General features: G+C 70.1%; 22 protein-coding genes. 13 read left to right on the top strand and 9 right to left on the bottom strand.

Annotated features, from left to right (window positions below; genetic code table 11):
• The first annotated feature begins 37 nt into the window (after positions 1–37).
• The 4 genes from ACI6GS_RS03580 to ACI6GS_RS03565 all read left to right on the top strand — a co-directional run bounded on the left by ACI6GS_RS03580 (position 38) and on the right by ACI6GS_RS03565 (position 2,780).
• Complete coding sequence (locus ACI6GS_RS03580) at positions 38–676, top strand: glutathione S-transferase family protein (protein ID WP_439816405.1); 639 nt, start codon at positions 38–40, stop codon at positions 674–676.
• A 111-nt stretch (positions 677–787) separates the two neighbouring features.
• Positions 788–1,333: a superoxide dismutase family protein gene (locus ACI6GS_RS03575; protein ID WP_439816404.1), complete on the top strand. Its 546-nt coding sequence runs from the start codon at positions 788–790 to the stop codon at positions 1,331–1,333.
• A gap of 12 nt (positions 1,334–1,345) precedes the next feature.
• On the top strand, positions 1,346–1,837 hold the full coding sequence (locus tag ACI6GS_RS03570; protein ID WP_439817928.1) for a CAP domain-containing protein: 492 nt from the start codon (positions 1,346–1,348) through the stop codon (positions 1,835–1,837).
• A 61-nt stretch (positions 1,838–1,898) separates the two neighbouring features.
• The gene (locus ACI6GS_RS03565) at positions 1,899–2,780 is read left to right on the top strand and encodes a hypothetical protein (RefSeq protein WP_439816403.1); all 882 of its coding nucleotides are present in this window, start codon (positions 1,899–1,901) and stop codon (positions 2,778–2,780) included.
• Here ACI6GS_RS03565 and ACI6GS_RS03560 read toward each other — a convergent pair.
• On the bottom strand, positions 2,777–3,142 hold the full coding sequence (locus ACI6GS_RS03560; RefSeq protein WP_439816402.1) for a YbaN family protein: 366 nt from the start codon (positions 3,140–3,142) through the stop codon (positions 2,777–2,779). The two genes, ACI6GS_RS03565 and ACI6GS_RS03560, sit on opposite strands and share 4 nt — an antisense overlap.
• 118 nt (positions 3,143–3,260) lie before the next feature.
• Here ACI6GS_RS03560 and ACI6GS_RS03555 point away from each other — a divergent pair, with 118 nt between their 5' ends.
• Positions 3,261–4,052 carry a tyrosine-protein phosphatase gene (locus tag ACI6GS_RS03555; RefSeq protein WP_439816401.1) on the top strand — a complete coding sequence of 264 codons (792 nt, stop codon included), beginning with the start codon at positions 3,261–3,263 and terminating at the stop codon, positions 4,050–4,052.
• 42 nt (positions 4,053–4,094) lie between these two features.
• Here the strand turns inward: ACI6GS_RS03555 and ACI6GS_RS03550 are convergent, their stop codons facing one another.
• The 3 genes from ACI6GS_RS03550 to ACI6GS_RS03540 all read right to left on the bottom strand — a co-directional run bounded on the left by ACI6GS_RS03550 (position 4,095) and on the right by ACI6GS_RS03540 (position 8,073).
• On the bottom strand, positions 4,095–5,621 hold the full coding sequence (locus tag ACI6GS_RS03550; protein ID WP_439816400.1) for a tetratricopeptide repeat protein: 1,527 nt from the start codon (positions 5,619–5,621) through the stop codon (positions 4,095–4,097).
• A 205-nt stretch (positions 5,622–5,826) separates the two neighbouring features.
• Positions 5,827–7,005: a vWA domain-containing protein gene (locus ACI6GS_RS03545; protein WP_439816399.1), complete on the bottom strand. Its 1,179-nt coding sequence runs from the start codon at positions 7,003–7,005 to the stop codon at positions 5,827–5,829.
• 222 nt (positions 7,006–7,227) lie between these two features.
• Positions 7,228–8,073 (bottom strand): AAA family ATPase, encoded by an 846-nt coding sequence (locus ACI6GS_RS03540; RefSeq protein ID WP_439816398.1) that lies wholly within the window; start codon positions 8,071–8,073, stop codon positions 7,228–7,230.
• A 233-nt stretch (positions 8,074–8,306) separates the two neighbouring features.
• On the opposite strand from ACI6GS_RS03540, the gene flbT reads away from it, so the two are divergent.
• The 8 genes from flbT (at position 8,307) to ACI6GS_RS03500 (ending at position 15,874) form a co-directional block, all read left to right on the top strand.
• Positions 8,307–8,735, top strand: coding sequence for a flagellar biosynthesis repressor FlbT (gene flbT, locus ACI6GS_RS03535; protein ID WP_439816397.1), 429 nt, complete (start codon positions 8,307–8,309; stop codon positions 8,733–8,735).
• Positions 8,736–8,881: 146 nt separating this feature from the next.
• Positions 8,882–9,253, top strand: a complete 372-nt coding sequence (flaF, locus tag ACI6GS_RS03530; RefSeq protein WP_439816396.1) for a flagellar biosynthesis regulator FlaF — start codon at positions 8,882–8,884, stop codon at positions 9,251–9,253.
• A gap of 129 nt (positions 9,254–9,382) precedes the next feature.
• Positions 9,383–10,753, top strand: coding sequence for a TldD/PmbA family protein (locus ACI6GS_RS03525; protein WP_439816395.1), 1,371 nt, complete (start codon positions 9,383–9,385; stop codon positions 10,751–10,753).
• On the top strand, positions 10,750–11,574 hold the full coding sequence (locus tag ACI6GS_RS03520) for an inositol monophosphatase family protein (RefSeq protein WP_439816394.1): 825 nt from the start codon (positions 10,750–10,752) through the stop codon (positions 11,572–11,574). The genes ACI6GS_RS03525 and ACI6GS_RS03520 overlap by 4 nt, the downstream gene beginning before the upstream one ends.
• A 71-nt stretch (positions 11,575–11,645) precedes the next feature.
• Positions 11,646–12,116, top strand: a complete 471-nt coding sequence (locus tag ACI6GS_RS03515; protein WP_439816393.1) for a hypothetical protein — start codon at positions 11,646–11,648, stop codon at positions 12,114–12,116.
• A gap of 101 nt (positions 12,117–12,217) precedes the next feature.
• Positions 12,218–13,759, top strand: a complete 1,542-nt coding sequence (locus tag ACI6GS_RS03510; protein ID WP_439816392.1) for an acetolactate synthase large subunit — start codon at positions 12,218–12,220, stop codon at positions 13,757–13,759.
• Positions 13,759–14,727: an alpha/beta hydrolase gene (locus ACI6GS_RS03505; protein WP_439816391.1), complete on the top strand. Its 969-nt coding sequence runs from the start codon at positions 13,759–13,761 to the stop codon at positions 14,725–14,727. Before ACI6GS_RS03510 ends, ACI6GS_RS03505 begins: the two co-directional genes overlap by 1 nt.
• A gap of 7 nt (positions 14,728–14,734) precedes the next feature.
• Positions 14,735–15,874, top strand: coding sequence for a CaiB/BaiF CoA transferase family protein (locus ACI6GS_RS03500; protein ID WP_439816390.1), 1,140 nt, complete (start codon positions 14,735–14,737; stop codon positions 15,872–15,874).
• A 6-nt stretch (positions 15,875–15,880) separates the two neighbouring features.
• Here ACI6GS_RS03500 and ACI6GS_RS03495 read toward each other — a convergent pair whose 3' ends face one another.
• Genes ACI6GS_RS03495 through mltA form a run of 5 tightly spaced genes read right to left on the bottom strand, consistent with a single transcriptional unit; the run spans position 15,881 to position 20,486 of the window.
• Positions 15,881–16,447 (bottom strand): Smr/MutS family protein, encoded by a 567-nt coding sequence (locus ACI6GS_RS03495; protein ID WP_439816389.1) that lies wholly within the window; start codon positions 16,445–16,447, stop codon positions 15,881–15,883.
• Positions 16,437–17,111, bottom strand: coding sequence for a LutC/YkgG family protein (locus ACI6GS_RS03490; RefSeq protein ID WP_439816388.1), 675 nt, complete (start codon positions 17,109–17,111; stop codon positions 16,437–16,439). The genes ACI6GS_RS03495 and ACI6GS_RS03490 overlap by 11 nt, the downstream gene beginning before the upstream one ends.
• Entirely contained in the window at positions 17,108–18,532 is a 1,425-nt protein-coding gene (locus ACI6GS_RS03485) for a LutB/LldF family L-lactate oxidation iron-sulfur protein (RefSeq protein ID WP_439816387.1), read from the bottom strand. The genes ACI6GS_RS03490 and ACI6GS_RS03485 overlap by 4 nt, the downstream gene beginning before the upstream one ends.
• Entirely contained in the window at positions 18,529–19,293 is a 765-nt protein-coding gene (locus ACI6GS_RS03480; RefSeq protein ID WP_439816386.1) for a (Fe-S)-binding protein, read from the bottom strand. The genes ACI6GS_RS03485 and ACI6GS_RS03480 overlap by 4 nt, the downstream gene beginning before the upstream one ends.
• Complete coding sequence (gene mltA, locus ACI6GS_RS03475; protein ID WP_439816385.1) at positions 19,290–20,486, bottom strand: murein transglycosylase A; 1,197 nt, start codon at positions 20,484–20,486, stop codon at positions 19,290–19,292. The genes ACI6GS_RS03480 and mltA overlap by 4 nt, the downstream gene beginning before the upstream one ends.
• Between the last annotated feature and the right edge of the window lie 14 nt (positions 20,487–20,500).

Below are 20,500 nucleotides of genomic sequence, written 5' to 3'. Positions count from 1 at the left end.
CCATCAAACACAATATTGAAGGTTATAAAACGAGGCAATGATGCTGGTGATTCATGGCTGTCCCGAATCGCGGGCCGACCGCACCCGCTGGCTGGCGCTTGAGCTGGGGATCCCGTTCCGCCACGTCCCCACGCGCTATGATACGGGCGAAACGCGCACACCCGCCTTCCTGGCCCTGAACCCCAACGGCCATGTGCCGGTGATCGAGGAGGACGGCCTGGTTCTGTGGGAATCGCTGGCGATCAACCTCTATCTCGCGCGGCGCCATCCCGGGCTGTGGCCTGACAGCGTGCAGGGCGAGGGGCTGCTGTTCCAGTGGAGCCTGTGGGCCATGACCGAGCTGGAGCCGGCGATCGCCGCCACCTGCGAGCCGCTGGGCTGGTCCCCGTACGAAGCCCGCCGGCCGGAGGAAGCGGCCGCGGCCCGTGTCCGCTTGGCGGGGCCGATGGCAATCCTGGACGGGCAGCTGGCGCGCCAGCCCTTCGTCGCGGGGCCCTCTTTCGGCGTGGCGGACATCGGCCTGGCCGAGATGGTGACCTGGCTGCCCACCGGCGGCAGCACGCTGGACGCCTGGCCCGCGACGCGGCGCTGGCTGCGGGCCTGTGTCGGCCGCCCGGCGGCGCAGGCGGTGCTGCCGCGCTCCAGCCTGGACTGGGTGGCCGGACTTGCGCCCTGAGGCCGGATGCGGCCGTGGCGGGGCACCAAACGCCGTCCGACGCGTTAAGGCGGGGATTGCCCATCCGCGCGGCGGGGCCTGCCACGGCGCGCGCAGACTGGAGACGAGCCCATGACCCCCATCCGTTCGCAGCGGGCGCTCGCCGCCCTGGCGCTGGCCTGCAGCGTCGGCCTTGCCGCAGGCCCCGCCCTGGCGGCAGATCCCGTCAGCGCCACGGCCACCTTCCATGACGTGGACGGAAAGAGCGTTGGCACCGCCCGCCTGACGCAGACGGCTGCCGGCGTCCTGATCGACCTGGACCTGACGGGACTGCAGCCGGGCGAGCGGGCCTTCCACATCCACGAGACGGGGACCTGTGATGCCGCGACGAAGTTCGAATCGGCCGGCGGCCATTTCAATCCCGGCGATCACGCGCACGGCTTCACGGCGCAGAACGGTCCCCATGCCGGCGACATGCCGAACCTGGTCGTGCCTGACTCGGGTGCGCTGAAGGTGCAGGTCCTCAACACGGCCGTGGCGCTTGATTCCAGCGATCATGGGCTGATGGATTCGGATGGCGCGGCGCTGGTCATCCACGATGCCCGCGACGATTATGCGACGCAGCCCACCGGCGATGCCGGCGGCCGCTTCGCCTGCGCCGCCATCGCCAAGCCCTGAGGACCTGAGTTCCTGACGACGCGCCGCCTTCTGCCGCTTCTGCTCACCCTTCTCCTGGTTCTCCCTGGCGCTGCCGCGGCTGCGGATCCCGCGCTGGAGGAGGCCCGGGCGGCGGGGATCGAGCTGGCCAATCGCGACCGCGCGGCCAACGGCCTGACGCCCCTGCGGCCCGACCCGGTTCTGAACCGGGCGGCCCAGGCCCATGCCGAGGACATGCTGGCGCGCGGCTACTTCGCCCACCGGGCGCCCGACGGCGGTACACTGCGCGACCGCTTCGCCGCGGCCGGCGGCACGACCTGGAGCAGGCTGGCGGAGAACATCGCCACCTGCGACGGCTGTCCCGACCCGCTGGGCGCTCGCCGCCTGGCCCAGGTGCAGGATGGCTGGATGAACAGCCCCGGCCACCGCGCCAACATCCTCAATCCCCAACTGGACCTGATCGGCTATGGCCTTGCGGTCGCCGGTCGTCGATCCTACGCCGTGCAGGTCTTCGGGGCGCGCTGAGCGCGGCCCCCGCCTGAAGCCAGGCCGGGCACATGGCCGCCGGGGAAGGAACAGGGGCACGATGGTCACACGGATCGATCGAACGGTGCTGGTCGTGCCCGACCGGGCGCAGGCCGCGGCGCGCTGGCAGACCCTGCTGGAGGCGCAGCCGGAGTGGGAGGATCGCAGCGCCCTGCTGCAGGCCCGGCGGACCCGCCTGCGCCTGGGCGAGGGCCTGGTGGAGCTGCTGGAGCCCGACGGCACCGGGCCGGTGGACGACGCGCTCCGGGCGCGCGGGGCGCACCTGTTCGCCGCCGGCATCGCCACGCCGGACCCGGCGGCACTGGCTGCAGGCATGGCGGCGCGCGGGGTGGCGGCCGTGGCGGAGCACGAGCAGCTGCACCTCAGCCCCCAGGCGCTGGGGATTCCCGGCCTGCGCCTGGTCGTCAGTGCCGAGGTCGAGCGGCCAGCCGTGGGCCTGGTCGATTTCCTGTACGAGGCGACCCTGCTGACCGCCGACGTGGATGGGGCCGTCGCGCGCCTCGTCGACGTGCTGGGCCTGGACCCCGCGCCCCACGTGCCGATCGCGTCGGATACCTTTGGCTATCGCGGCGTACTCACCCTGTTCCGGCCGCGCATCCTGCACCGGTTCGAGGTGATCGATCCGTGGAAGCCGGGCACTACCATGCGCCGCTTCTTCGAGCGGCACGGGCACAGCCTCTACATGGCTTTTGGCGAGGCCGCGGCCATCGCCACGATCGAGGAGCGCGTCCGCACCGCCGAGCAGGGCCTGACCGTCGATCGGCCGGACGGGCGTGACCCCGGCCTGCCGCCCGACCAGTTGTGGCTCCACCCGCCGGCGCTGGGCGGCATGATGCTGGGCATTTCGCGCCCCAGCATGGCGTGGTCCTGGTCGGGCAGCCCGGAGCGCGTCATGCCCCTGGCCGCATCGTCGGACGCCTAGGCCCCCGGCCCGTCCGGCCGGGTCAGGATGAAGGCACCTGCACCCAGCAGTGCTGCCCCCTGCACCGCCAGGATCCAGGCCGGCAGCCCCAGGGCCAGGCTGACGGCAAAGGCCACGACCATGGCCGCAATGGCGATGCGCTTGGCCCGGCGGGGAATGGCGCCGTGCTGGCGCCAGTCGCGGATCGGCGGCCCCAGGCGCGGATGGGCCAGCAGCCAGCGCTCGATCCGGGGCGAGCCGCGCGCGAACGCGAACGCCGCCAGCAGCAGGAACGGCGTGGTGGGCAGCACGGGCAGGAAGATCCCGGCAAAGCCCAGCGCCACGCTGGTCCAGCCCAGGCCGATCCAGGCCAGGCGGATCATGGCTGGTATTCCGCCATTGGCCGGGCGGGTCTGGTGAGCGCCAGCGCGGTACGACCTGTCATCCAGCCATGATAGGGTCGTTGCCGACCTTGTTGATAGACATTCGCAGAGACGCTCCGTGACAGTGCAATCAGACGCGCGCATTCGATACCTCGAAGGCATCAATAACTTCCGCGACTTCGGCGACTATGCCACCGCCGCCGGCCGGCGCATCAAGCCGGGGGTCCTGTTCCGCTCGGCCCACCACGCCCTGGCGACCGATGCCGACCTGGACCACCTGCATGGGCTGGGCATCACCACTGTGGTCGACCTGCGTCGGCAGGCCGAGCGCACGCGCGAGCCGTCGCGCCGCCATCAGGCGTGGGCCGGCACGGTCCTGGAGAACCAGGACCAGGACACGGCCGAGGCACCCCACGTCGCGGTGCTGATGGCCGCCGATCTCAGCGTTGCCAGCGTGCAGCGGTTCCTGGTGCGCTACTACACGCACGCACCGTTCAACGAGCATCACCTGGACGTGTTCCGGCGCTACTTCGCGGTCCTGGCCGACGCGCCGGGCCCTGTCCTGCTGCACTGCGCGGCGGGCAAGGATCGCACCGGGATCATCTGCGCGCTGACCCACCATGTGCTGGGCGCGCACGACGACGACATCATGGCCGACTATCTGCTGACCAATGTCGCCTCGCGCATGGACGAGCGCCTGCCGACGGCGCGCCAGTACATGGCCGAGATGAAGGGCAGCATCCCGCCGGAGGACGTGGTGCGCAGCTTCATGGGGGTGGAGGCACAGTACCTGGACACGGCATTCGCCAAGATCCGCGAGCGCCACGGCTCGATCGACCGTTATCTGGAGGACGCGCTGGGTGTGACGCCGGCCATGCAGGACCGCATCCGCGACCATCTGCTGGCCTGACGCAGGGGCGCGGCCTCTCCCGATTGGCGCGGGGCCGCGGCCTCAGGCGTGGTGGGCCTGGGCCTGGGCGGCGAGGACGGCGGCGGCCTGGGCGATCGCGTCGGACAGGTCGCCAAAGACCTTGGGCACCAGTGGCGTGACGCTCGGCTGGAAGGGATAGCGCGTGGTACCCAGTTCGGGCCAGCCGGGCCCAGCCGCAACGCGCAGCGACGGCACGCCCAGCGCACCCGCCATGGCCGAGACCGATGTGGGCGCGGTGATGACCAGGTCCAGGGCGGCGGTCAGGGCGGCCGTCTCCTCCAGGTCGCGGATCTGGTCCAGGTCGGTATAGTGGAAGATGGGTGCGCCGCCCGCCGCCATCCAGCGGTCGAGCTCTTCCCGCGGGTCGTCGTACTGCAGGTTGACGAAGGTGACGCCGGGCACCGCCAGGATGGGCGCCCAGTCCTCCAGCGTCGCATAGTTCACGCGCCGCTCCGTGCCCTGGATCATGCTTCGCCAGCAGATGCCGACGCGCAGGCCGGACGGCAGTTCGGCCAGGCGCTCCAGCCATTCGGTGCGGCGGATCGGATCGACCTGCAACAGGTTGGGCGCGCGCTCGAAGTCGGCGATGTCGCGCCGGAACAGGCCGGGCAGGGAGCCGATCGGTACCCAGGCATCGACCGGCGTCTGGTCCTGGGCGCCCGGGCGCTCCAGCCATTCGTAGAAGAAGCGCGGCCGCCCGTTTTCCGGAATCATCCAGAAGCCATGCGTGCGCACCTGGGGCCAGGTCCGCGCGATCAGGCTTTCCAGCCGCTGGTCCAGGTCCAGCGTGATCGTCATGCCGGTCGCGATCAGGTCGGGCAGGCAGGACAGGAACAGCAGCTGGTCGCCCAGGCCCTGCTCCGCCACGACCAGCAGGTGCAGGCCCGGCCGCACGATGCCGTCCCAGCGCGGCAGGTCCAGGCCGTGGATCGGCGCGCGTGGCATGGCCGGGTCCAGCCGCGATTCATAGGCGTCCCAGCCCTCGCCCAGCCGGCCCAGCGACAGCAGCGACACCGCCCGATTCAAGCGCAGCTGGGCGTGGTCGGGCAGCAGCTCCACCGCGGCGTCCAGCAGTGGCAGCGCCGCTTCGTGATTGCCCAGGCGCCATTCCAGCTCGGCCAGGTTGGCCAGCGCCGGCGCGTGCTGGGCATTCAGGCGCAGGGCCTCGCCCAGGAAGATGCGGGCATTGTCGTGGTCGCCGGTGTCGAGCAGGACGACGCCCAGGTTGGTCCACAGGACAGGCTCCTGCGGTGCCAGGGCCAGCGCCGTGCGGAAAACCTCGATCGCCGCTCCCGTGTCCCCCACGCGGCGCAGGGCATTGCCCAGGTTGTTGGCGATCTCGACCGAGCCGGGCTGCCGGTCCAGCAGCAGGCGGTACAGGGCCGTGGCGTGGTCGTCCTGGCCCATGGCGGTCGCCGCCCGGGCCAGCGCGAACAGCGGTTCCGGCGCGTCGGGTGCGGCGTCGTGCGCGGCGTGATAGGCCGCCAGTGCCTCCTGCCAACGCCCCTCCGCCGCGTGCGCGTCGCCGTCGGTCAGGTGAGGCTGCATCCGTCGCCTCCCGTGGTTCCGGGCCGCTGGCGGCGACCGGTCGCCAGCATCCTTCGAGACGGACCTTCGGTCCTCCTCAGGATGACGATCGTTGGACTGAGATGAACAAGAACAACGGCGTCATGCTGAGGAGCGTACCCCTTCGAGACGCCGCCTTGTGGCGGCTCCTCATGACAAGCTGAAGACGCGTCTCGAAGCATCCGTCTCAGCGGTTGAGCTCGCGCATGGCATTGTCCAGGCCGCCCAGGGTCAGGGGGTACATCCGCTCACCCATGATCTGGCGCATGATCTGGATAGAGGGGGTGTAGTCCCAGTGCTTCTCCGGCACCGGGTTCAGCCAGACCGCCTTCTCGTAGATGTCCAGCGTCCGCTTCAGCCAGACGTCGCCCGATTCCTCGTTCCAGTGCTCGACCGAGCCACCCGGATAGGTGATCTCGTACGGGCTCATCGAGGCATCGCCGACGAAGATCACCTTGTAGTCATGCGGATACTTGTGCAGGACTTCCCAGGTGTTCATCTTCTCGTTGTGCCGGCGGCGATTGTCCTTCCACACGCTCTCGTACAGGCAATTGTGAAAGTAGAAGTACTCCATGTGTTTGAACTCGGTCCGCGCGGCCGAGAACAGCTCCTCGCACATCTTGATGTGCGCATCCATGGAGCCGCCGATGTCGAAGAACAGCAGCACCTTGATCTTGTTGTGCCGCTCCGCGACCATCTTGATGTCCAGGTAACCGCCATTGTGGGCGGTTGACCGGATGGTGTCGGGCATGTCGAGTTCGGTCTCGGCCCCTTCGCGCGCGAACTTGCGCAGGCGGCGCAGGGCGACCTTGATGTTGCGGGTGCCGAGTTCGACCGTATCGTCCAGGTTCTTGTATTCGCGCTTGTCCCACACCTTGACCGCGCGGCCCTGGCGGTTCTTCTCCTGGCCGATGCGGATGCCTTCGGGGTTATAGCCCTGCGCGCCAAAGGGGGAGGTGCCGGCCGTGCCGATCCACTTGTTGCCGCCTTCGTGCCGGCCCTTCTGCTCCTCCAGCCGCTTCTTCAGCGTCTCCATCAGCTGGTCGAAGCCGCCCAGCGATTCGATCTGCGCCTTTTCCTCGTCGGTCAGCAGCTTCTCGGCCAGCGCGCGGAGCCATTCCTCCGGGATCTCGGCCGTCTGCGTCTCGTCGACGAATTCCAGGCCCTTGAAGACGGAGGCAAAGACCCGGTCGAACTTGTCCAGGTCCTTCTCGTCCTTCACCATCACGCAGCGCGACAGGTAGTAGAAGTCGTCGACGCGATAGGAGGCGATGCCCGCCTGCATGCCCTCCATCAGCGCCAGGTACTCCTTGAGGGAGACCGGCACCTTGGCCTTGCGCAGTTCATAGAAGAAGTTCTGGAACATCTCCGGCCCTCGCGTCGCCTTCTGCCAGGCGCTTCAGTCTAGTCCAGGTCGGTCCGGCCTGGGAACGTCGTCGGCGTAGTACCGATGCTTCGAGACGCCGGCTTCGCCGGCTCCTCAGCATGACGCTGTCGGTCAACCACGGGCGTCATCCTGAGGAGCGCTGAAAGCGCGTCTCGAAGGATGCTGGCGCCACGGGTCAGCCCGCGTGGCGCCGGCGCGCCTTCAGGTCCGTTCGCGGCGGGCGAGGAAGGCCAGGCGCTCGAACAGGTGGACGTCCTGCTCGTTCTTCAGCAGCGCGCCGTGCAGCGGGGGAATGAGCTTCTTGGGGTCCTTCTCGCGCAGGACGTCGGCCGGGATGTCCTCCGACATCAGCAGCTTGAGCCAGTCGAGCAGTTCCGAGGTCGACGGCTTCTTCTTCAGGCCCGGCACTTCGCGGATGTCGTAGAAGACGTTCAGCGCCTCGCGCACCAGCTCCTTCTGGATGCCGGGGAAGTGCACGTCGACGATCTGTTGCATCGTGTCCCGGTCGGGGAACTTGATGTAGTGGAAGAAGCAGCGGCGCAGGAAGGCGTCCGGCAGTTCCTTCTCGTTGTTCGACGTGATCATGACGATGGGGCGCTGGGCCGCCTTGATCGTCTCGCGCGTTTCGTAGACGTAGAACTCCATGCGGTCGAGTTCGAGCAGCAGGTCGTTCGGGAACTCGATGTCGGCCTTGTCGATCTCGTCGATCAGCAGCACGGGCCGCTCGGTCGCCGTGAACGAGTTCCACAGCTTGCCACGCACGATGTAGTTGGAAATGTCGTGCACGCGGTCGTCGCCCAGCTGGCTGTCGCGCAGGCGGGACACGGCGTCGTACTCGTAAAGGCCCTGCTGGGCCTTGGTCGTCGACTTGATGTGCCAGGTGATGAGGTTGGCGCCCAGCGCCTTGGCCACCTCGAACGCCAGCACCGTCTTGCCGGTTCCGGGCTCTCCCTTGATCAACAGCGGACGTTCCAGGGTGATCGCCGCGTTGACCGCGACCATCAGATCTTCGGTCGCGACATAGGAGTCGGTGCCGGTGAACTTCATGGGTTTCCTTAGCCCTTCGCGCGTGCAGCAGCCTGCGACCATAGTGGCGCTGCCCCTGCCGATCAAGTTGGCATCCTACCGGCCGGTAAGAACCGGGAGATGCAGGGGCCCTCTATAGCCCCGAACGACGCGGCACCTCCAGTCCCACGCGGCGGGACGGCCAGCGGTTCGGTTCGGCGGCACTCGACAGGGGGCCTTGCTTCGCTGCACTCTCCGCCCCGCGGAGGATACCCATGGCGCTCAAGATCAACCTGAAGCCGGGCGAGAAGCTGGTCATCAATGGCGCCGTGATCGAGAACGGCGACCATCGCGCCTCGCTCCTGATCCTGAACAAGGCCTCCATCCTGCGTCAGCGGGACATCATGCAGCCGGACGAAGTGACGACGCCGGCCCGGCGCATCTACTTCGCCATCATGATGATGTACCTGGATGCCGATGGCCATGCCGAACACTATGCCGAGTTCGCGCTGCGGTCGTCCGAGTTCATCAGCGCGATATCGTCCAGCGAAGGACTGGACCTGTGCCTGAAGATCGGCCGCCATGTCCTGGAGACGAACTACTACCAGGCTCTGATGACCTGCCGGAAGCTGCTGGAGTTCGAGGCCAAGCGCTTGGCGGCGGCGGCGCAGCCGGCGACCATCGCGGACGCTTCAGGTGCCTGAACCTGGTTTGCGCGTGCGCCAACGGTATCGAGCCGATCGCATCGAGGGGAAGCGTTAACCTAATCGCAAGCCCCTGGGCCTAGACCAGTGTCCATGGCAGGGCCGCAAGGCGCCGCCGCCGGACGCGTCGAGAACGGAACAACGGCATGAGCGTCAACGCCTACCGCACCGCCCAGGTCAAGACGGAAGACCCGCGCAGCCGGGAGTACCGCCTGTTCGCGCAGGTGACCCGCAGCCTGATGGACGTGAAGGACGGGGCCGACCATCGCACCTTTGCCGATGCGGTCTGTTGGAACCGGGACGTCTGGATGGCGCTGGCGACCGACCTGTCCATGCCCGGCAACAAGCTGCCGGACGCGCTGAAGGCCAACCTGATCTCGGTCGCGATCTGGGTGAACAAGCATTCGAGCGCCGCGCTGCGTGGCGATGCCAGCATCGATTCGCTGATCGACGTGAACCGCTCGGTCATGGCGGGCCTGGTCAACCAGCAGGCAGCGCCCCAGGCCGGCGCCGCCTGAGTCGCCTCCCTGAGTCGCCTCCCGGTCGCGGTGCTGTGGCCTGCGGCGATGCGAGCCATGCAATAACCACTCGGTCAGATCGCGCCCGCCGCCCTATATAGGGGTCAGGCCATTCGGGATGCGCGATCCATGACCACCAGTTCAGCTTCCTCCAGTACCGCCAATCCGGGCGATGCGCTCTCGCTGCTCCAGGATCTGGTCGACCGTGCGCGCCGCGCCGGGGCCGACGCGGCGGACGCGATCATGGTCGATGGCGCCTCGATCTCGGTCGACTGGCGCCTGGGCCGGCTCGAGGGCGTGGAGCGGTCGGAGGGGCGGGACCTGGGCCTGCGCGTGTTCATCGGGCAGTCCAATGCCTCGGTCAGCACAACCGACTTCTCCCGCGGCAGCCTGGATGCCGTGGTCGAGCGCGCCATCGCCATGGCCAAGGCAACGCCGCCCGACCGCTTTGCCGGCCTGGCGCCAGAGGAGCTGCTCTCCCGCACGCCGCACGACCTTGACCTCGCCGACCTGGACGAACCCTCGACCGAGCGCCTGACCGAGCGCGCCCGCATCGCGGAGGACGAGGCGCGCGCCGTGCCCGGCATCACCAATTCCGAAGGGGCGGGCGCCTCCTGGGGCTCCAGCGTCATGGCGCTGGTGACCAGCCACGGCTTCGCCGGCTCCTACCGCTCGTCCTCCCACGGCGTCGGTGTCAGCGTCGTGGCGGGCGAGGGCACGGGCATGGAGCGCGACTATGACGGCGCCAGCGCCCGCCATGCCGCCGACCTTGAGGATCCCGCGATGATCGGGCGCCAGGCGGCGAACCGCGCGCTGCGCCGGCTCAACCCGCGCAAGGTGGCCACGCAGAAGGTGCCCGTGGTGTTCGAGCCGCGCATCGCCTCGTCCCTGCTGGGCCACCTGGTCGGCGCGATTTCGGGCAGCGCCATCGCGCGCGGCACCAGTTTCCTCAAGGACCGGCTGGACAAGCCGGTCTTCGCCCCCGGCATCCACGTGATCGACGATCCGCTGCGTCCGCGTGGCCTGCGCTCCCGGCCCTTCGATGGGGAGGGGCTGGAGACGCGCGCCATGGCCCTGATCGACGATGGCCGCCTGACGACCTGGCTGCTCGATTCCGCGTCCGCCCGCCAGCTGGGCCTGCGCCCGACGGGCCATGCCTCGCGCGGGATCTCCGGCCCGCCGGGGCCGGGGCCCTCGAACCTTCACCTGGCGCCGGGCTCGGTCAGCGCGAAGGCGCTGATGGCCGACATCGCCCAGGGCTTCTACATCACCGAACTGATCGGCTTTGGCGTCAACGGTGTCACCGGCGACTACAGCCGGGGTGCCGCCGGCTACTGGATCGAGAACGGCGAGCTTGCGTTTCCGGTCAGCGAGCTGACCATCGCCGGGAACCTCAAGGACATGTTCGCGGGCCTGACCCCGGCGGACGACCTGGAATTCCGCTACGGCACCAATGCGCCCACCGTGCGCATCGACGGCATGACGGTGGCGGGGCGTTGAACGCGACCGCCACCAGCACCGCGCCGCGCACCAGTCCCCAGGCCGACCTCGCCCTCCTGGTCGAGGCCGCGCGCGAGGCGGGCGCCCTGGCCGCGCGCTACTTCCGCGACGGGGCGCGCTCGTGGGAAAAGGCGCCGGGCGATCCCGTGACGGAAGCCGACCTGGCGGTGGATGCCCTGCTGCACCAGCGCCTGCTTCAGGCCCGGCCCCACTATGCCTGGCTGTCCGAGGAAACGGTCGACAATGCGGACCGCCTGGTCGCGGAGCGCCTGTTCATCGTCGATCCGATCGACGGCACCCGGGCCTTCGTCCGCGGCGTGCCGGAATTCGCCGTGTCCGTCGCCGTGGTCGACAGCGGCCGGCCACTGGCCGGCGTCGTCTACAACCCCGTGACCGACGAACTGTTCGAGGCATCGTGCGGCGGCGGCGCCCGCCTCAACGGCGCGCCGATCCGGGTCAGCGCGCGCAGCGAACTGCCCGGTGCCCGCATGATCGGCTACCGCGCGATGTACGAGCACAAGCGTTGGTCGACGCCCTGGCCCCGGCTCGACATCGCGCAGGTCAACTCGATCGCCTATACCTTGGCGCTGGTCGCCTGCGGTGCGCATGACGGCTCGGTCACGCTCTCGCCCAAGAGCGACTGGGACATTGCCGCCGCCGAGCTGATCGTGGCGGAGGCCGGCGGCCGGGCCACGACGCACCTCGACGAAGGCTTCGTGTACAACCAACCGCGTCCGCGCCACCGCAACGTCATCGCCGCCGGTCCCGCCCTGCACGCCGCCCTGGTCGACAAGCTGAAGGAATTCAGCCTGCCCGGGTGACCCGCGAATCGTGCTTGAGTTCCTGATTTGTTCCTGACATCCTCCCGTGATCGAGGATGGAGGGACTGGCGATGGCGGACGCGATTTCCCTGGTGCGGGAGGCCGAGCGGCACCTGGGCGAAACAGTGGCAAAGGGCACGCGCCCGCGCTTCGACGCCGATGGGTTCCGGGGGCCATGGGATGCCGCGGGCTTTGCCTCCTGGCTGGTGCACCGGGTCGGTGGCGGGATCTATGGCTGCCTCGACTGGGACGCGGCGTTGGACGACCTGATGCCCGATGCCGCCGCCTGGGCCCGCGATGCCGCGGAACTGGGCGAGACGGTGTTCCCGCACGAGGCGGGGCCCGGCATGTTCCTGGTGCGCCGGCCCACCGCGCGGGAGCCGGGCCTGGTCGCCCTGGTCGATGATCGCGGAACCCTGATAGCGGCCGAGCGCGGGCGTGTGTCGCGCCGGCCGCGCACCGGGGTCTTTGACCTTGCCGTGCGCGTCCCCGCTACACCGTTCAAGCCGCAGGCAGCCCGGGCAACGACGCCGCCGAGCTGAGGCGACGGTGCTTCATCCTTGCCCCGCCGCGCCGTTTCGTCCCATCGTTCGGGACCGCTGGGCCGTCACCGGTCCGGCGGCACAAGAAAATGGGAGGGGGCATGAAGGGTGCGGAGCTGATCCTGAAGACGCTGGCGGCAAACGATGTCGGCGTCTGCTTCACCAACCCCGGCACGTCGGAAATGGCCTTTGTCGAGGCGGCGGACCACGCTCCCGAAGTGCGCATGGTGCTGGCCCTGTTCGAGGGTGTCGCCTCGGGGGCCGCCGACGGCTATGCGCGCGTCGCGGGGCGGCCGTCGTCCACCCTGCTGCACCTGGGCCCCGGCTATGCCAATGCGATGGCCAACCTGCACAATGCGCGCAAGGCCCGCACGCCGATCGTCAACATCGTGGGCGACCACGCCACCCATCACCTGGCGCTGGACGCGCCACTGACCTCGAACCTGCCCGCGATCGCGGATGCCTTCTCGGTCTGGTCCAAGGCGTGCTCGCCCCATCGCCCGTCGGCCGACACGGCCGAGGCGGTGCTGGCCGCGGTGGAGGGGCAAGGTCCCGCCACGCTGATCGTGCCGGGCGACGTCGCCTGGGGTGACGCCATTCCCGACCTGCAGCGCCGCACCCCCCGTGCCCGCCGCCTGCCGGCGCAGGGTGTCGCGGAAGAGGCCGCGAAGAAGCTGCGTGCCGCGGGGTCCAAGGCGCTCATCATCGTCTCGCACAGCGGCCTGACCGATGCGGGGGTCAAGGCGGCGGGCGCCATCGCGGCGGCCACCGGTGCGTCGCTGGCCAGCGCCACGTTCAACACCAACTGCGCGCGCGGCGCCGGCCGGCCCTTCCTGCCGCGCGTCCCCTATTTCGCGGAGCAGGCGACGGAATTTCTGGCGCGCTTCAGCCTGATCGTCCTGGCGGGCGCCGCCTATCCCGTGTCGTTCTTCGCCTATCCGGGCAAGCCGTCGCTGCTGCCGCCCAGCCCCGACAGCGTGTTCGACCTTGCCACCCCGGCGGAGGATGCGGCCGGGGCCCTCCATGCGGTGGCGGAGGTGCTGGGTGCAGCGGCGAAGTCCGCGAACGAGCCGCGGGCCGAGCGTCCCGGCCGCCCGTCTGGCGAGATCACGCTGGAGTCGCTGGCCGTCGCCGTTGCCCGTCACCTGCCGGAAGGGGCGATCGTCTCGGACGAATCCGCAACCTCTGGCGGCATGCTTCTGCCGCTGACCAAGGGTTGCCCGCCGCACCAGTGGCTGGACCTGATGGGCGGCTCCATCGGGCAGGGCCTGCCGCTGGCGACGGGCGCCGCGGTCGGCGCGCCTGAGGCAAAGATCCTGACCCTGTCGGGCGATGGCGGTGCCATGTACACGATCCAGTCGCTGTGGACCCAGGCGCGCGAGAACCTGGACGTGACGACGCTGATCTTCAACAACGGTGCCTATCGGATCCTGAATGTCGAGTACAACCGCATCTGTGGCCAGGCGCCGCCCAACCGGGCGCGGGCGCTGCTGGACATCGACCGGCCGCGCCTGGACTTCGTCGCGATCGCGAAGGGGCTGGGCGTCGCCGCCGACCGGGCCGAGACGGCGGAGCGGCTGGACGATCTGCTGGCCGATGCCATGGCGCAGAAGGGTCCCCGCCTGATCGAGGTGATGATCTGATGCCCGCACGCGACACACGGCACCTCGTCGATCCCGAACTGCTCGACCTGCTAGCCGTCCTGCCGGCCTTCGATGCCACCTCGCCCGAGAAACTGGGCGCCCTGCGCGCGCAACTGGTGGAGATGGGCCGCACCCAGGTCGAGTTGGTCGACCGCAGCGGCGTGACCATCGCGGATCATTGGGCACCGGGCCATGCCGGCGGGCCGGACGTGCGCGTCATGGTCTTTACCCCGACCGAGGCCGAGGGGCCGCTGCCCGCCTATCTTCACATCCATGGCGGCGGCTATGTCATGGGTTCCCCCGAACTCAGCTTCGAGCAGTCGGTCGGCTTTGCCCGCGATCTCGGCTGCATCGTCGCTTCCGTCGACTATCGCGTGGCCCCGGAAGTGCCCTATCCCGGCCCGGTCGAGGACTGCTACGCCGCTCTGCTCTGGCTGTTCCGCGACAGCGAGGCGCTGGGCGTCGACCCGACGCGGATCGCCATCGGAGGCGAGAGCGCCGGCGGTGGCCTGGCCGCGGCGCTTGGCCTGCTGGCCCGCGACCGGCGCGAAGTGCCCGTGGCGCTGCAGGTCCTGATCTATCCCATGCTGGACGACCGCACGGTGGTGCGCCCGCCGCATCCCGTGGTGGGGCAGTTCGTGTGGACGGCGAATGCCAACCGCTTCGGCTGGTCGGCCCTGCTGGGCCAGGATCCGGGTGCGGACGGGGTCTCGCCCTATGCGGCACCGGCCCGGGCGGAGGACCTGTCCGGCCTGCCGCCGACCTTCATGGCGCTGGGCGCGCTGGACCTGTTCCTGGACGAGGACCTGGACTATGCCGGGCGCCTGCTGCGTGCCGGCGTGCCCACGGAACTCCACGTCTATCCCGGCGCCTTCCATGCCTTCAACATGGCGCCCCAGGCGCGGGTGACGCAGACCTATCGCCGCGACTACCGCGACGCGCTCCGCCGCGGCCTGGGCCTCCGCTAGGGGCCGCATGGCGCAGGATCTGGATGGGTTGCTGGTTGTCAGCGTGGAGCAGGCGGTCGCCGCTCCCTATGCCTCGTCCCGGCTGGCCGATGCGGGCGCCCGGGTCATCAAGGTGGAACGGCAGGACGGCGACTTCGCGCGCGGCTACGACCGCCATGCCTTGGGCCAGAGCAGCTATTTCGTCTGGCTGAACCGGGGCAAGGAATCGATCGCGGTCGACCTGCGCGATCCCGGCGACGTCGCGCTGATCCGGCGCATGGTGGCGCGCGCCGACGTCTTCATCCAGAACGCGGCACCCGGCGCGCTGGCGGCACTCGGCCTCGACCCCGCGGCGCTGCGGGCAGAGAACCCGCAACTCATCACCTGCACGATCACCGGCTATGGCGAGGACGGCCCGCTCAAGGACCTGAAGGCCTATGACCTGCTGGTGCAGGGCGAGACGGGCCTGGCCGACATTACCGGCAATGCCGCAGGCGCCGGCCGCGTCGGCGTCTCCGTCTGCGATATCGCGGCCGGCATGACGGCATTGAACGCGATCCTTCAGGCGCTGATCGGCCGGGGGCGCACGGGCCGGGGGCGGCATGTGTCCGTGTCGCTGTTCCACGCCCTGGCCGACTGGATGAACGTGCCCTATCTGCAGCATGTCTATGGCGGGGTGTCGCCACGGCGGATCGGCCTGCACCACGCGACCATCGCCCCCTATGGCGCATACCCTTGCGCCGGCGGCGAGGCCATCCTGTTCGCGATCCAGAACGAGCGGGAATGGCGGGTCTTCTGCGCGGACGTGCTGGGCCGGCCTGAGGTGTCCAGCGATCCGCGCTTTGCCGACAACACCTTGCGCGTCGCCCATCGCGCCGACCTGGACGCCGAGATCGAGGTGGTCTTCCGCACGGTGCCGCGGCCGGAGATGGTCCGGCGGATGGAGGCGGCGCGCATCGCCTATGGCCGGATCAGCAGCCTGTCGGACCTCGCCGCCCATGCCCAGGCGCGCTTCGTCGACGTGGCGACGCCGGGCGGCGCCATCCGCCTGCTCGGCCCCGGCGCCCTGCACGACGGCATCGCGCTCGCGGCCGGTGCCGTTCCCACCCTGGACCAGCAGGGGCAAGCCCTCAGAGCCGAGTTCGAAATCGCCACCCAGGCCGGTTGAGCGGGGCTACCGCGTGCGTCGTCGCTTGAGCAGGACGTAGAACGCGCCGTCGCCGCCGTGGTGGGCTTGCGCGGGTGACCAGGCGATGATCTTGCCCTTCAGGTGCGGCTGGGCCAGCCATTGCGGCAGCGCCGCCCTGATCTGCCCGGTGCGCGAGGGGTCGGCGCCGCGCAGGCCTTTCCCCGTGATGATGATGACGCAGCGATGGCCCGCCTCGTGCGCGTGGACCAGGAAGCGGTCCAGGTCGCGCCAGGCGACGTCGACCGTGCGGCCGTGCAGGTCGATCCGCCCCTCGATCGGGAGAAGTCCGCGGCGCAGGCGGTCGGCCAGCGCGCCGTCGACCCCGTGCAGGTGGACGTGGCCGGCTTGGACCGGGTGGGGTGCGCGCGGCATCGGCGCGTGTTCGCGCGGGCGGGGCATTACCGGCCGGGCCTGGTCGCGCGGGCGTACGGTCGGTGGCGGCAGAAGGGCGGGATCGGGCAGGACCCGACCCGGCAGGGGCACGACGTCTGCCATGGCGCGCGCCCACATCTGCGCCTCTGGCCCCGTCAGGAGCCGTTTGTCACGCGCCATCGGCGGGTGCCGCGACGGGCGCCTCCGATGCGGCAGTGCCATCGACGATCACGATGTGCAGACGGCGCGGCCCATGGGCGCCCATCACCATCATCTGCTCGATATCGCCGGTGCGCGACGGCCCGGTCACGAAGTTGAGCGTACGCGGCAGGGCGTCGCGCGGCACCCGGGCGATGGCCTGGTCCAGGTCGGCGACAATCCGCTCCAGCGGCACGACCACGACGTGATGGTCGGGCAGGAAGTTCAGCGTGGTGGGCGACGTCGCGTCCGACCACAGCAGCAGCGTCCCCGTCTCCGCGATCCCGGCGGCGGCCCAGGACAGGCCGACCAGGTCCGTGCCGTCGCTGCGGCCAAAGCGGACGTCGAGGGTTGCGGGCCAGTCCAGCGCCTGGAACTCCGGCGCTGGGCTTGCCGCCAGGCGGGACGGCAGGTTGCCGGCGGCCAGCAGGCGCTGGACCGCACCCGGCAGGTCGGCCATGGAACCGATCACCTCGGTCGTGGCCGCCACCCCCTCCGCCTTGGCGCGGAAGCGGGCGACCGCGTCGCCCTCTTGCGGCAGGCGGCCGGTGGCAACCGGGGGCAGCGGCAAAGGCGGCCGCTTGGGCCCCAATGCGCCGGCGATGGTCCGCAGGATGGCCGTCCGCCCGCTTGTGGGCTGCCTCATTGCGGCCGCTCGCGCTTCCAGCGGGCCATGAAGGTTTCGCCCTCCGGCGCCGGGAGGTCGCGGCTGGCGGTCCAGCCAGAGGCGAGGGGGGCAACGGCCAGCTTGCCCCGGCCGCGGGCCAGGCCCTTCAGCGACTTGGCCGCCGCCCAGGTCAGGGCGCGATAGAGCCGCGGCCGCCGCGCGGCATAGGCCCACAGGCGGGTCGCCCAGCGGTCGCGCGCCGGGGCCAGGCCGCGTTCGAAATCGGAATTGCGCCAGCGCCGCATCAGGTCGGGCAGCGGGATGCCGACCGGGCACACCTCGGCGCAGCGACCGCAGAAGGTCGACGCATTGGGCAGGTCGCGCGTCACCTCCAGCCCCGCGAACAGCGGCGCCAAAACCGCACCCATCGGCCCCATGTAGACATGGCCATAGGCATGGCCGCCGACCGCGCCATAGACCGGGCAATGGTTCATGCAGGCGCCACAGCGGATGCAGCGCAGCATGTCCTGGAACGCACCGCCCAGCAGGCCCGAGCGGCCATTGTCCAGCAGCACGACATGGAACTGCTCCGGCCCGTCCGGATCCTCCGCCCGCCGTGGCCCGGTCGAGACGGTGGTATAGACGCTCATCTCCTGCCCCGTGGCCGAACGGCCCAGCAGGCGCAGGAAGACCGGCAGGTCGGCCAGGCGCGGAATCACCTTCTCGATCCCCACCACCACAATGTGGACGCGGGGGAGGGTCTGGGTCAGGTCGCCATTGCCCTCGTTCGTGACGATGACGGTCGAGCCCGTCTCCGCGATCATGAAGTTGGCGCCCGTGATGCCGACATCCGCCGCCAGGAAACGCTGGCGCAGCATCGCGCGGGCCTCCGCCACCAGCTGTTCCGGCTGTGCCAGGTCGCGCGTCGGCGGCAGGGTCGGGTGCTCGGCGCGGAACAGCGCCTCGACCTGCTCGCGCGTCTTGTGGATGGCCGGGCCGATGATGTGGCTGGGCGGCTCGTGCGCCAGCTGGATGATGTATTCGCCCAGGTCCGTCTCGATCGGCTCCAGCCCGGCCTGTTCAAGGGCCGCGTTGAGGCCGATCTCCTCGGTCGCCATCGACTTGCCCTTGGTCACTGTGCGGGCGCCCGCCTTGCGGCAGATGTCGATCACGGCGGCACAGGCATCCGCCCCCGTCTCGCACCAGTGCACCTGGCCGCCACGGGCCAGGACGTTCGTCTCGAACTGCTCCAGATAGGTGTCGAGATGGGCCAGGGTGTGGTTCTTCAGCGCCTGGGCCGCGGCCTTCAGGTCCTCGAACTCCGGCAGGGCCTCCAGCGCACGGCGCCGGTTGGTGCCAAAGCCCGTCTCCAGCCGGTGCAGCGCCCGCTGAAGGGGTGCATCGCCCAGGGCCGTGGTCGCCTGTTCCTTGAACGCCTCAGGGCGGAAGGCATGGGTCATGGCCGCGCCTTGCCGATGGCGGGCGCGGTGGGACCGGCCAGCACCTCCGCGATGTGGCGGACCTCGACGCCTGAGCCTTGCCGCGACAGGGTGCCGCCCAGGTGCAGCAGGCAGCCCAGGTCGTTGCCCAGCAGGACGGGCGCACCCGTGGCCGTCACGGCATCGCACTTCTTGCGCGCCATCTCGCCAGAGATGGCCGGATACTTGACGCAGAACGCGCCGCCAAAGCCGCAGCACGTCTCGGCCGTTGCCACCTCGCTCACCGTCACGCCCAGCTGCGCCAGCAGGGCGCGCGGCTGCGCCACCACGCCCAGGTCGCGGCGGGACGAGCAGGAATCGTGATAGGCGACCGGTTGTGCCGCAACGCCCGCGGTCTTCAGCTCGACCTTCAGGACATCCACCAGGAACGCGGTCAGCTCAAAGCTCTTGCGCGCCAGGGCCCGGGCCTTGGCGGCATAGCCGGCATCGTCGGGGAACAGGCCGGGATAGTGGCGGAACACCATCCCCGCGCACGACCCGGACGGCGCCACCAGGTAGTCATAGGGCGCGAAGGCGTCGATGACCTGGCGCGCGATGGCGGCGGCAGACTGGCGGTCGCCGGAATTGTAGGCGGGCTGGCCGCAGCAGGTCTGTTCCGGGACCTCGACCGTGCAGCCGGCCTGCTCCATCAGGCGCACGGCGGCAAAGCCGACGGACGGCCGGAACAGGTCGACCAGGCAGGTGACCAGGAGGCCTACCCGTTTGCCGGACGATGCGCTCATCCCCGCAAGTCCGCGACGGCCCGTGGCAGCAGGACCCAGATGCGGCCCTGGTGGCGCATGTTGCCGGCCATCTCGGCGCCGCGCGCGCCGGGGCCAAAAAAGATGTCGCCGCGGATCGCCCCGCGGATGGCGCCGCCCGTGTCCTGCGCGATGAACAGGCGGCGATAGGGCGTCTCGTCCGGCAGGGTCGTGTCCAGGAAGACCGGCACGCCCAGGGTCACGAACTTGCGGTCGACAGCCAGCGAGCGCTCGACCGTCAGCGGCACGCCCTGCGCCCCCAGCGGGCCATCCTCGGGGTGCGTCAACGGCGTGAAGAAGACATACGAGCGATTGGTTTCCAGCAGCGCCCGCGCCTTGTCCGGATGGGCGGCCAGCCAGTCACGGATGCCCTGCATGTTGGCCTGCGCCCGCGTCAACTCGCCGGAGCGGACCAGTTCGCGTCCGATCGCGGTATAGGCATGGCCATTCTGGTTGGCGTAGCCCAGGCGCAGGACGCTGCCGTCGTCCAGCACGATGCGGCCGGAGCCCTGCACCTCCAGGAAGAAGGCGTCGACCGCGCTGTCGACCCAGACCAGCTCCAGGCCCCGCCCGTCCAGCGCGCCGGCATAGATCGCCGCCCGGTCGTGATAGGGGACCAGCCTGTTCCCCTCCAGCCGGCCGCGGATCGTCCCCTTGCCCTTCAGCTCCTCGCGGAAGGCGCCCAGGTCGGCGGTCACCAGGTCGTCGGGGGCGGCGAGCAGCGGCGTCGCATAGGTGTCGCTGCGCGTCCGGGAGCCGCGAAGCTCGGGCTCGTAATAGCCGGTGAAGAGCCCTTCGCGCCCGGCATCGCCGCTGCCGGCAAAGGGGACGAAGGTCGTCTCGAAGAACGCGCGCGCACCGTCCGGGATGGTTGCCTGGGCCTTGCGGCAGGCATCCTGCCAGGCTCCGGCCGGACCGGCCATGCCCAGATCCTCGCCAGGATCCTTGGCCAGAAGGCGGCGGCACGAGATCAGGAACGCGCTCAGCGCCTCCTCTGGCCGGTCGTCCTGCCAGCCCGGAAGCGATGCGAACGTGGTGCGGGTCAGCGCCAGCGTGTCGGCCGGTGCGGCGGTCGGGCCGCCGCGCAGCCACCAGGCGCCGGCCACGCCCAGGGCCGCCAGAGCCAGTACCACGCCGCCCAGGGCAAGGCCGCGGCCCATCATGGCGCGGGACATCCCGGGCACCGGGG

Origin of the sequence: Zavarzinia sp. CC-PAN008 (assembly GCF_051903925.1) — a bacterium.
Lineage (GTDB): Bacteria > Pseudomonadota > Alphaproteobacteria > Zavarziniales > Zavarziniaceae.
This window is presented reverse-complemented; position numbering and strand designations above follow the sequence as displayed.

Bases quoted from the DNA above. Each gene is read 5' to 3' on its own strand.
- ACI6GS_RS03580 (WP_439816405.1), top strand. From the start codon at position 38: ATGATGCTGGTGATTCATGGCTGTCCCGAATCGCGGGCCGACCGCACC.
- ACI6GS_RS03575 (WP_439816404.1), top strand. From the start codon at position 788: ATGACCCCCATCCGTTCGCAGCGGGCGCTCGCCGCCCTGGCGCTGGCC.
- ACI6GS_RS03565 (WP_439816403.1), top strand. From the start codon at position 1,899: ATGGTCACACGGATCGATCGAACGGTGCTGGTCGTGCCCGACCGGGCG.
- ACI6GS_RS03560 (WP_439816402.1), bottom strand. From the start codon at position 3,142: ATGATCCGCCTGGCCTGGATCGGCCTGGGCTGGACCAGCGTGGCGCTG.
- ACI6GS_RS03550 (WP_439816400.1), bottom strand. From the start codon at position 5,621: ATGCAGCCTCACCTGACCGACGGCGACGCGCACGCGGCGGAGGGGCGT.
- ACI6GS_RS03545 (WP_439816399.1), bottom strand. From the start codon at position 7,005: ATGTTCCAGAACTTCTTCTATGAACTGCGCAAGGCCAAGGTGCCGGTC.
- ACI6GS_RS03540 (WP_439816398.1), bottom strand. From the start codon at position 8,073: ATGAAGTTCACCGGCACCGACTCCTATGTCGCGACCGAAGATCTGATG.
- flbT (WP_439816397.1), top strand. From the start codon at position 8,307: ATGGCGCTCAAGATCAACCTGAAGCCGGGCGAGAAGCTGGTCATCAAT.
- flaF (WP_439816396.1), top strand. From the start codon at position 8,882: ATGAGCGTCAACGCCTACCGCACCGCCCAGGTCAAGACGGAAGACCCG.
- ACI6GS_RS03525 (WP_439816395.1), top strand. From the start codon at position 9,383: ATGACCACCAGTTCAGCTTCCTCCAGTACCGCCAATCCGGGCGATGCG.
- ACI6GS_RS03515 (WP_439816393.1), top strand. From the start codon at position 11,646: ATGGCGGACGCGATTTCCCTGGTGCGGGAGGCCGAGCGGCACCTGGGC.
- ACI6GS_RS03510 (WP_439816392.1), top strand. From the start codon at position 12,218: ATGAAGGGTGCGGAGCTGATCCTGAAGACGCTGGCGGCAAACGATGTC.
- ACI6GS_RS03505 (WP_439816391.1), top strand. From the start codon at position 13,759: ATGCCCGCACGCGACACACGGCACCTCGTCGATCCCGAACTGCTCGAC.
- ACI6GS_RS03500 (WP_439816390.1), top strand. From the start codon at position 14,735: ATGGCGCAGGATCTGGATGGGTTGCTGGTTGTCAGCGTGGAGCAGGCG.
- ACI6GS_RS03495 (WP_439816389.1), bottom strand. From the start codon at position 16,447: ATGGCGCGTGACAAACGGCTCCTGACGGGGCCAGAGGCGCAGATGTGG.
- ACI6GS_RS03490 (WP_439816388.1), bottom strand. From the start codon at position 17,111: ATGAGGCAGCCCACAAGCGGGCGGACGGCCATCCTGCGGACCATCGCC.
- ACI6GS_RS03485 (WP_439816387.1), bottom strand. From the start codon at position 18,532: ATGACCCATGCCTTCCGCCCTGAGGCGTTCAAGGAACAGGCGACCACG.
- ACI6GS_RS03480 (WP_439816386.1), bottom strand. From the start codon at position 19,293: ATGAGCGCATCGTCCGGCAAACGGGTAGGCCTCCTGGTCACCTGCCTG.
- mltA (WP_439816385.1), bottom strand. From the start codon at position 20,486: ATGTCCCGCGCCATGATGGGCCGCGGCCTTGCCCTGGGCGGCGTGGTA.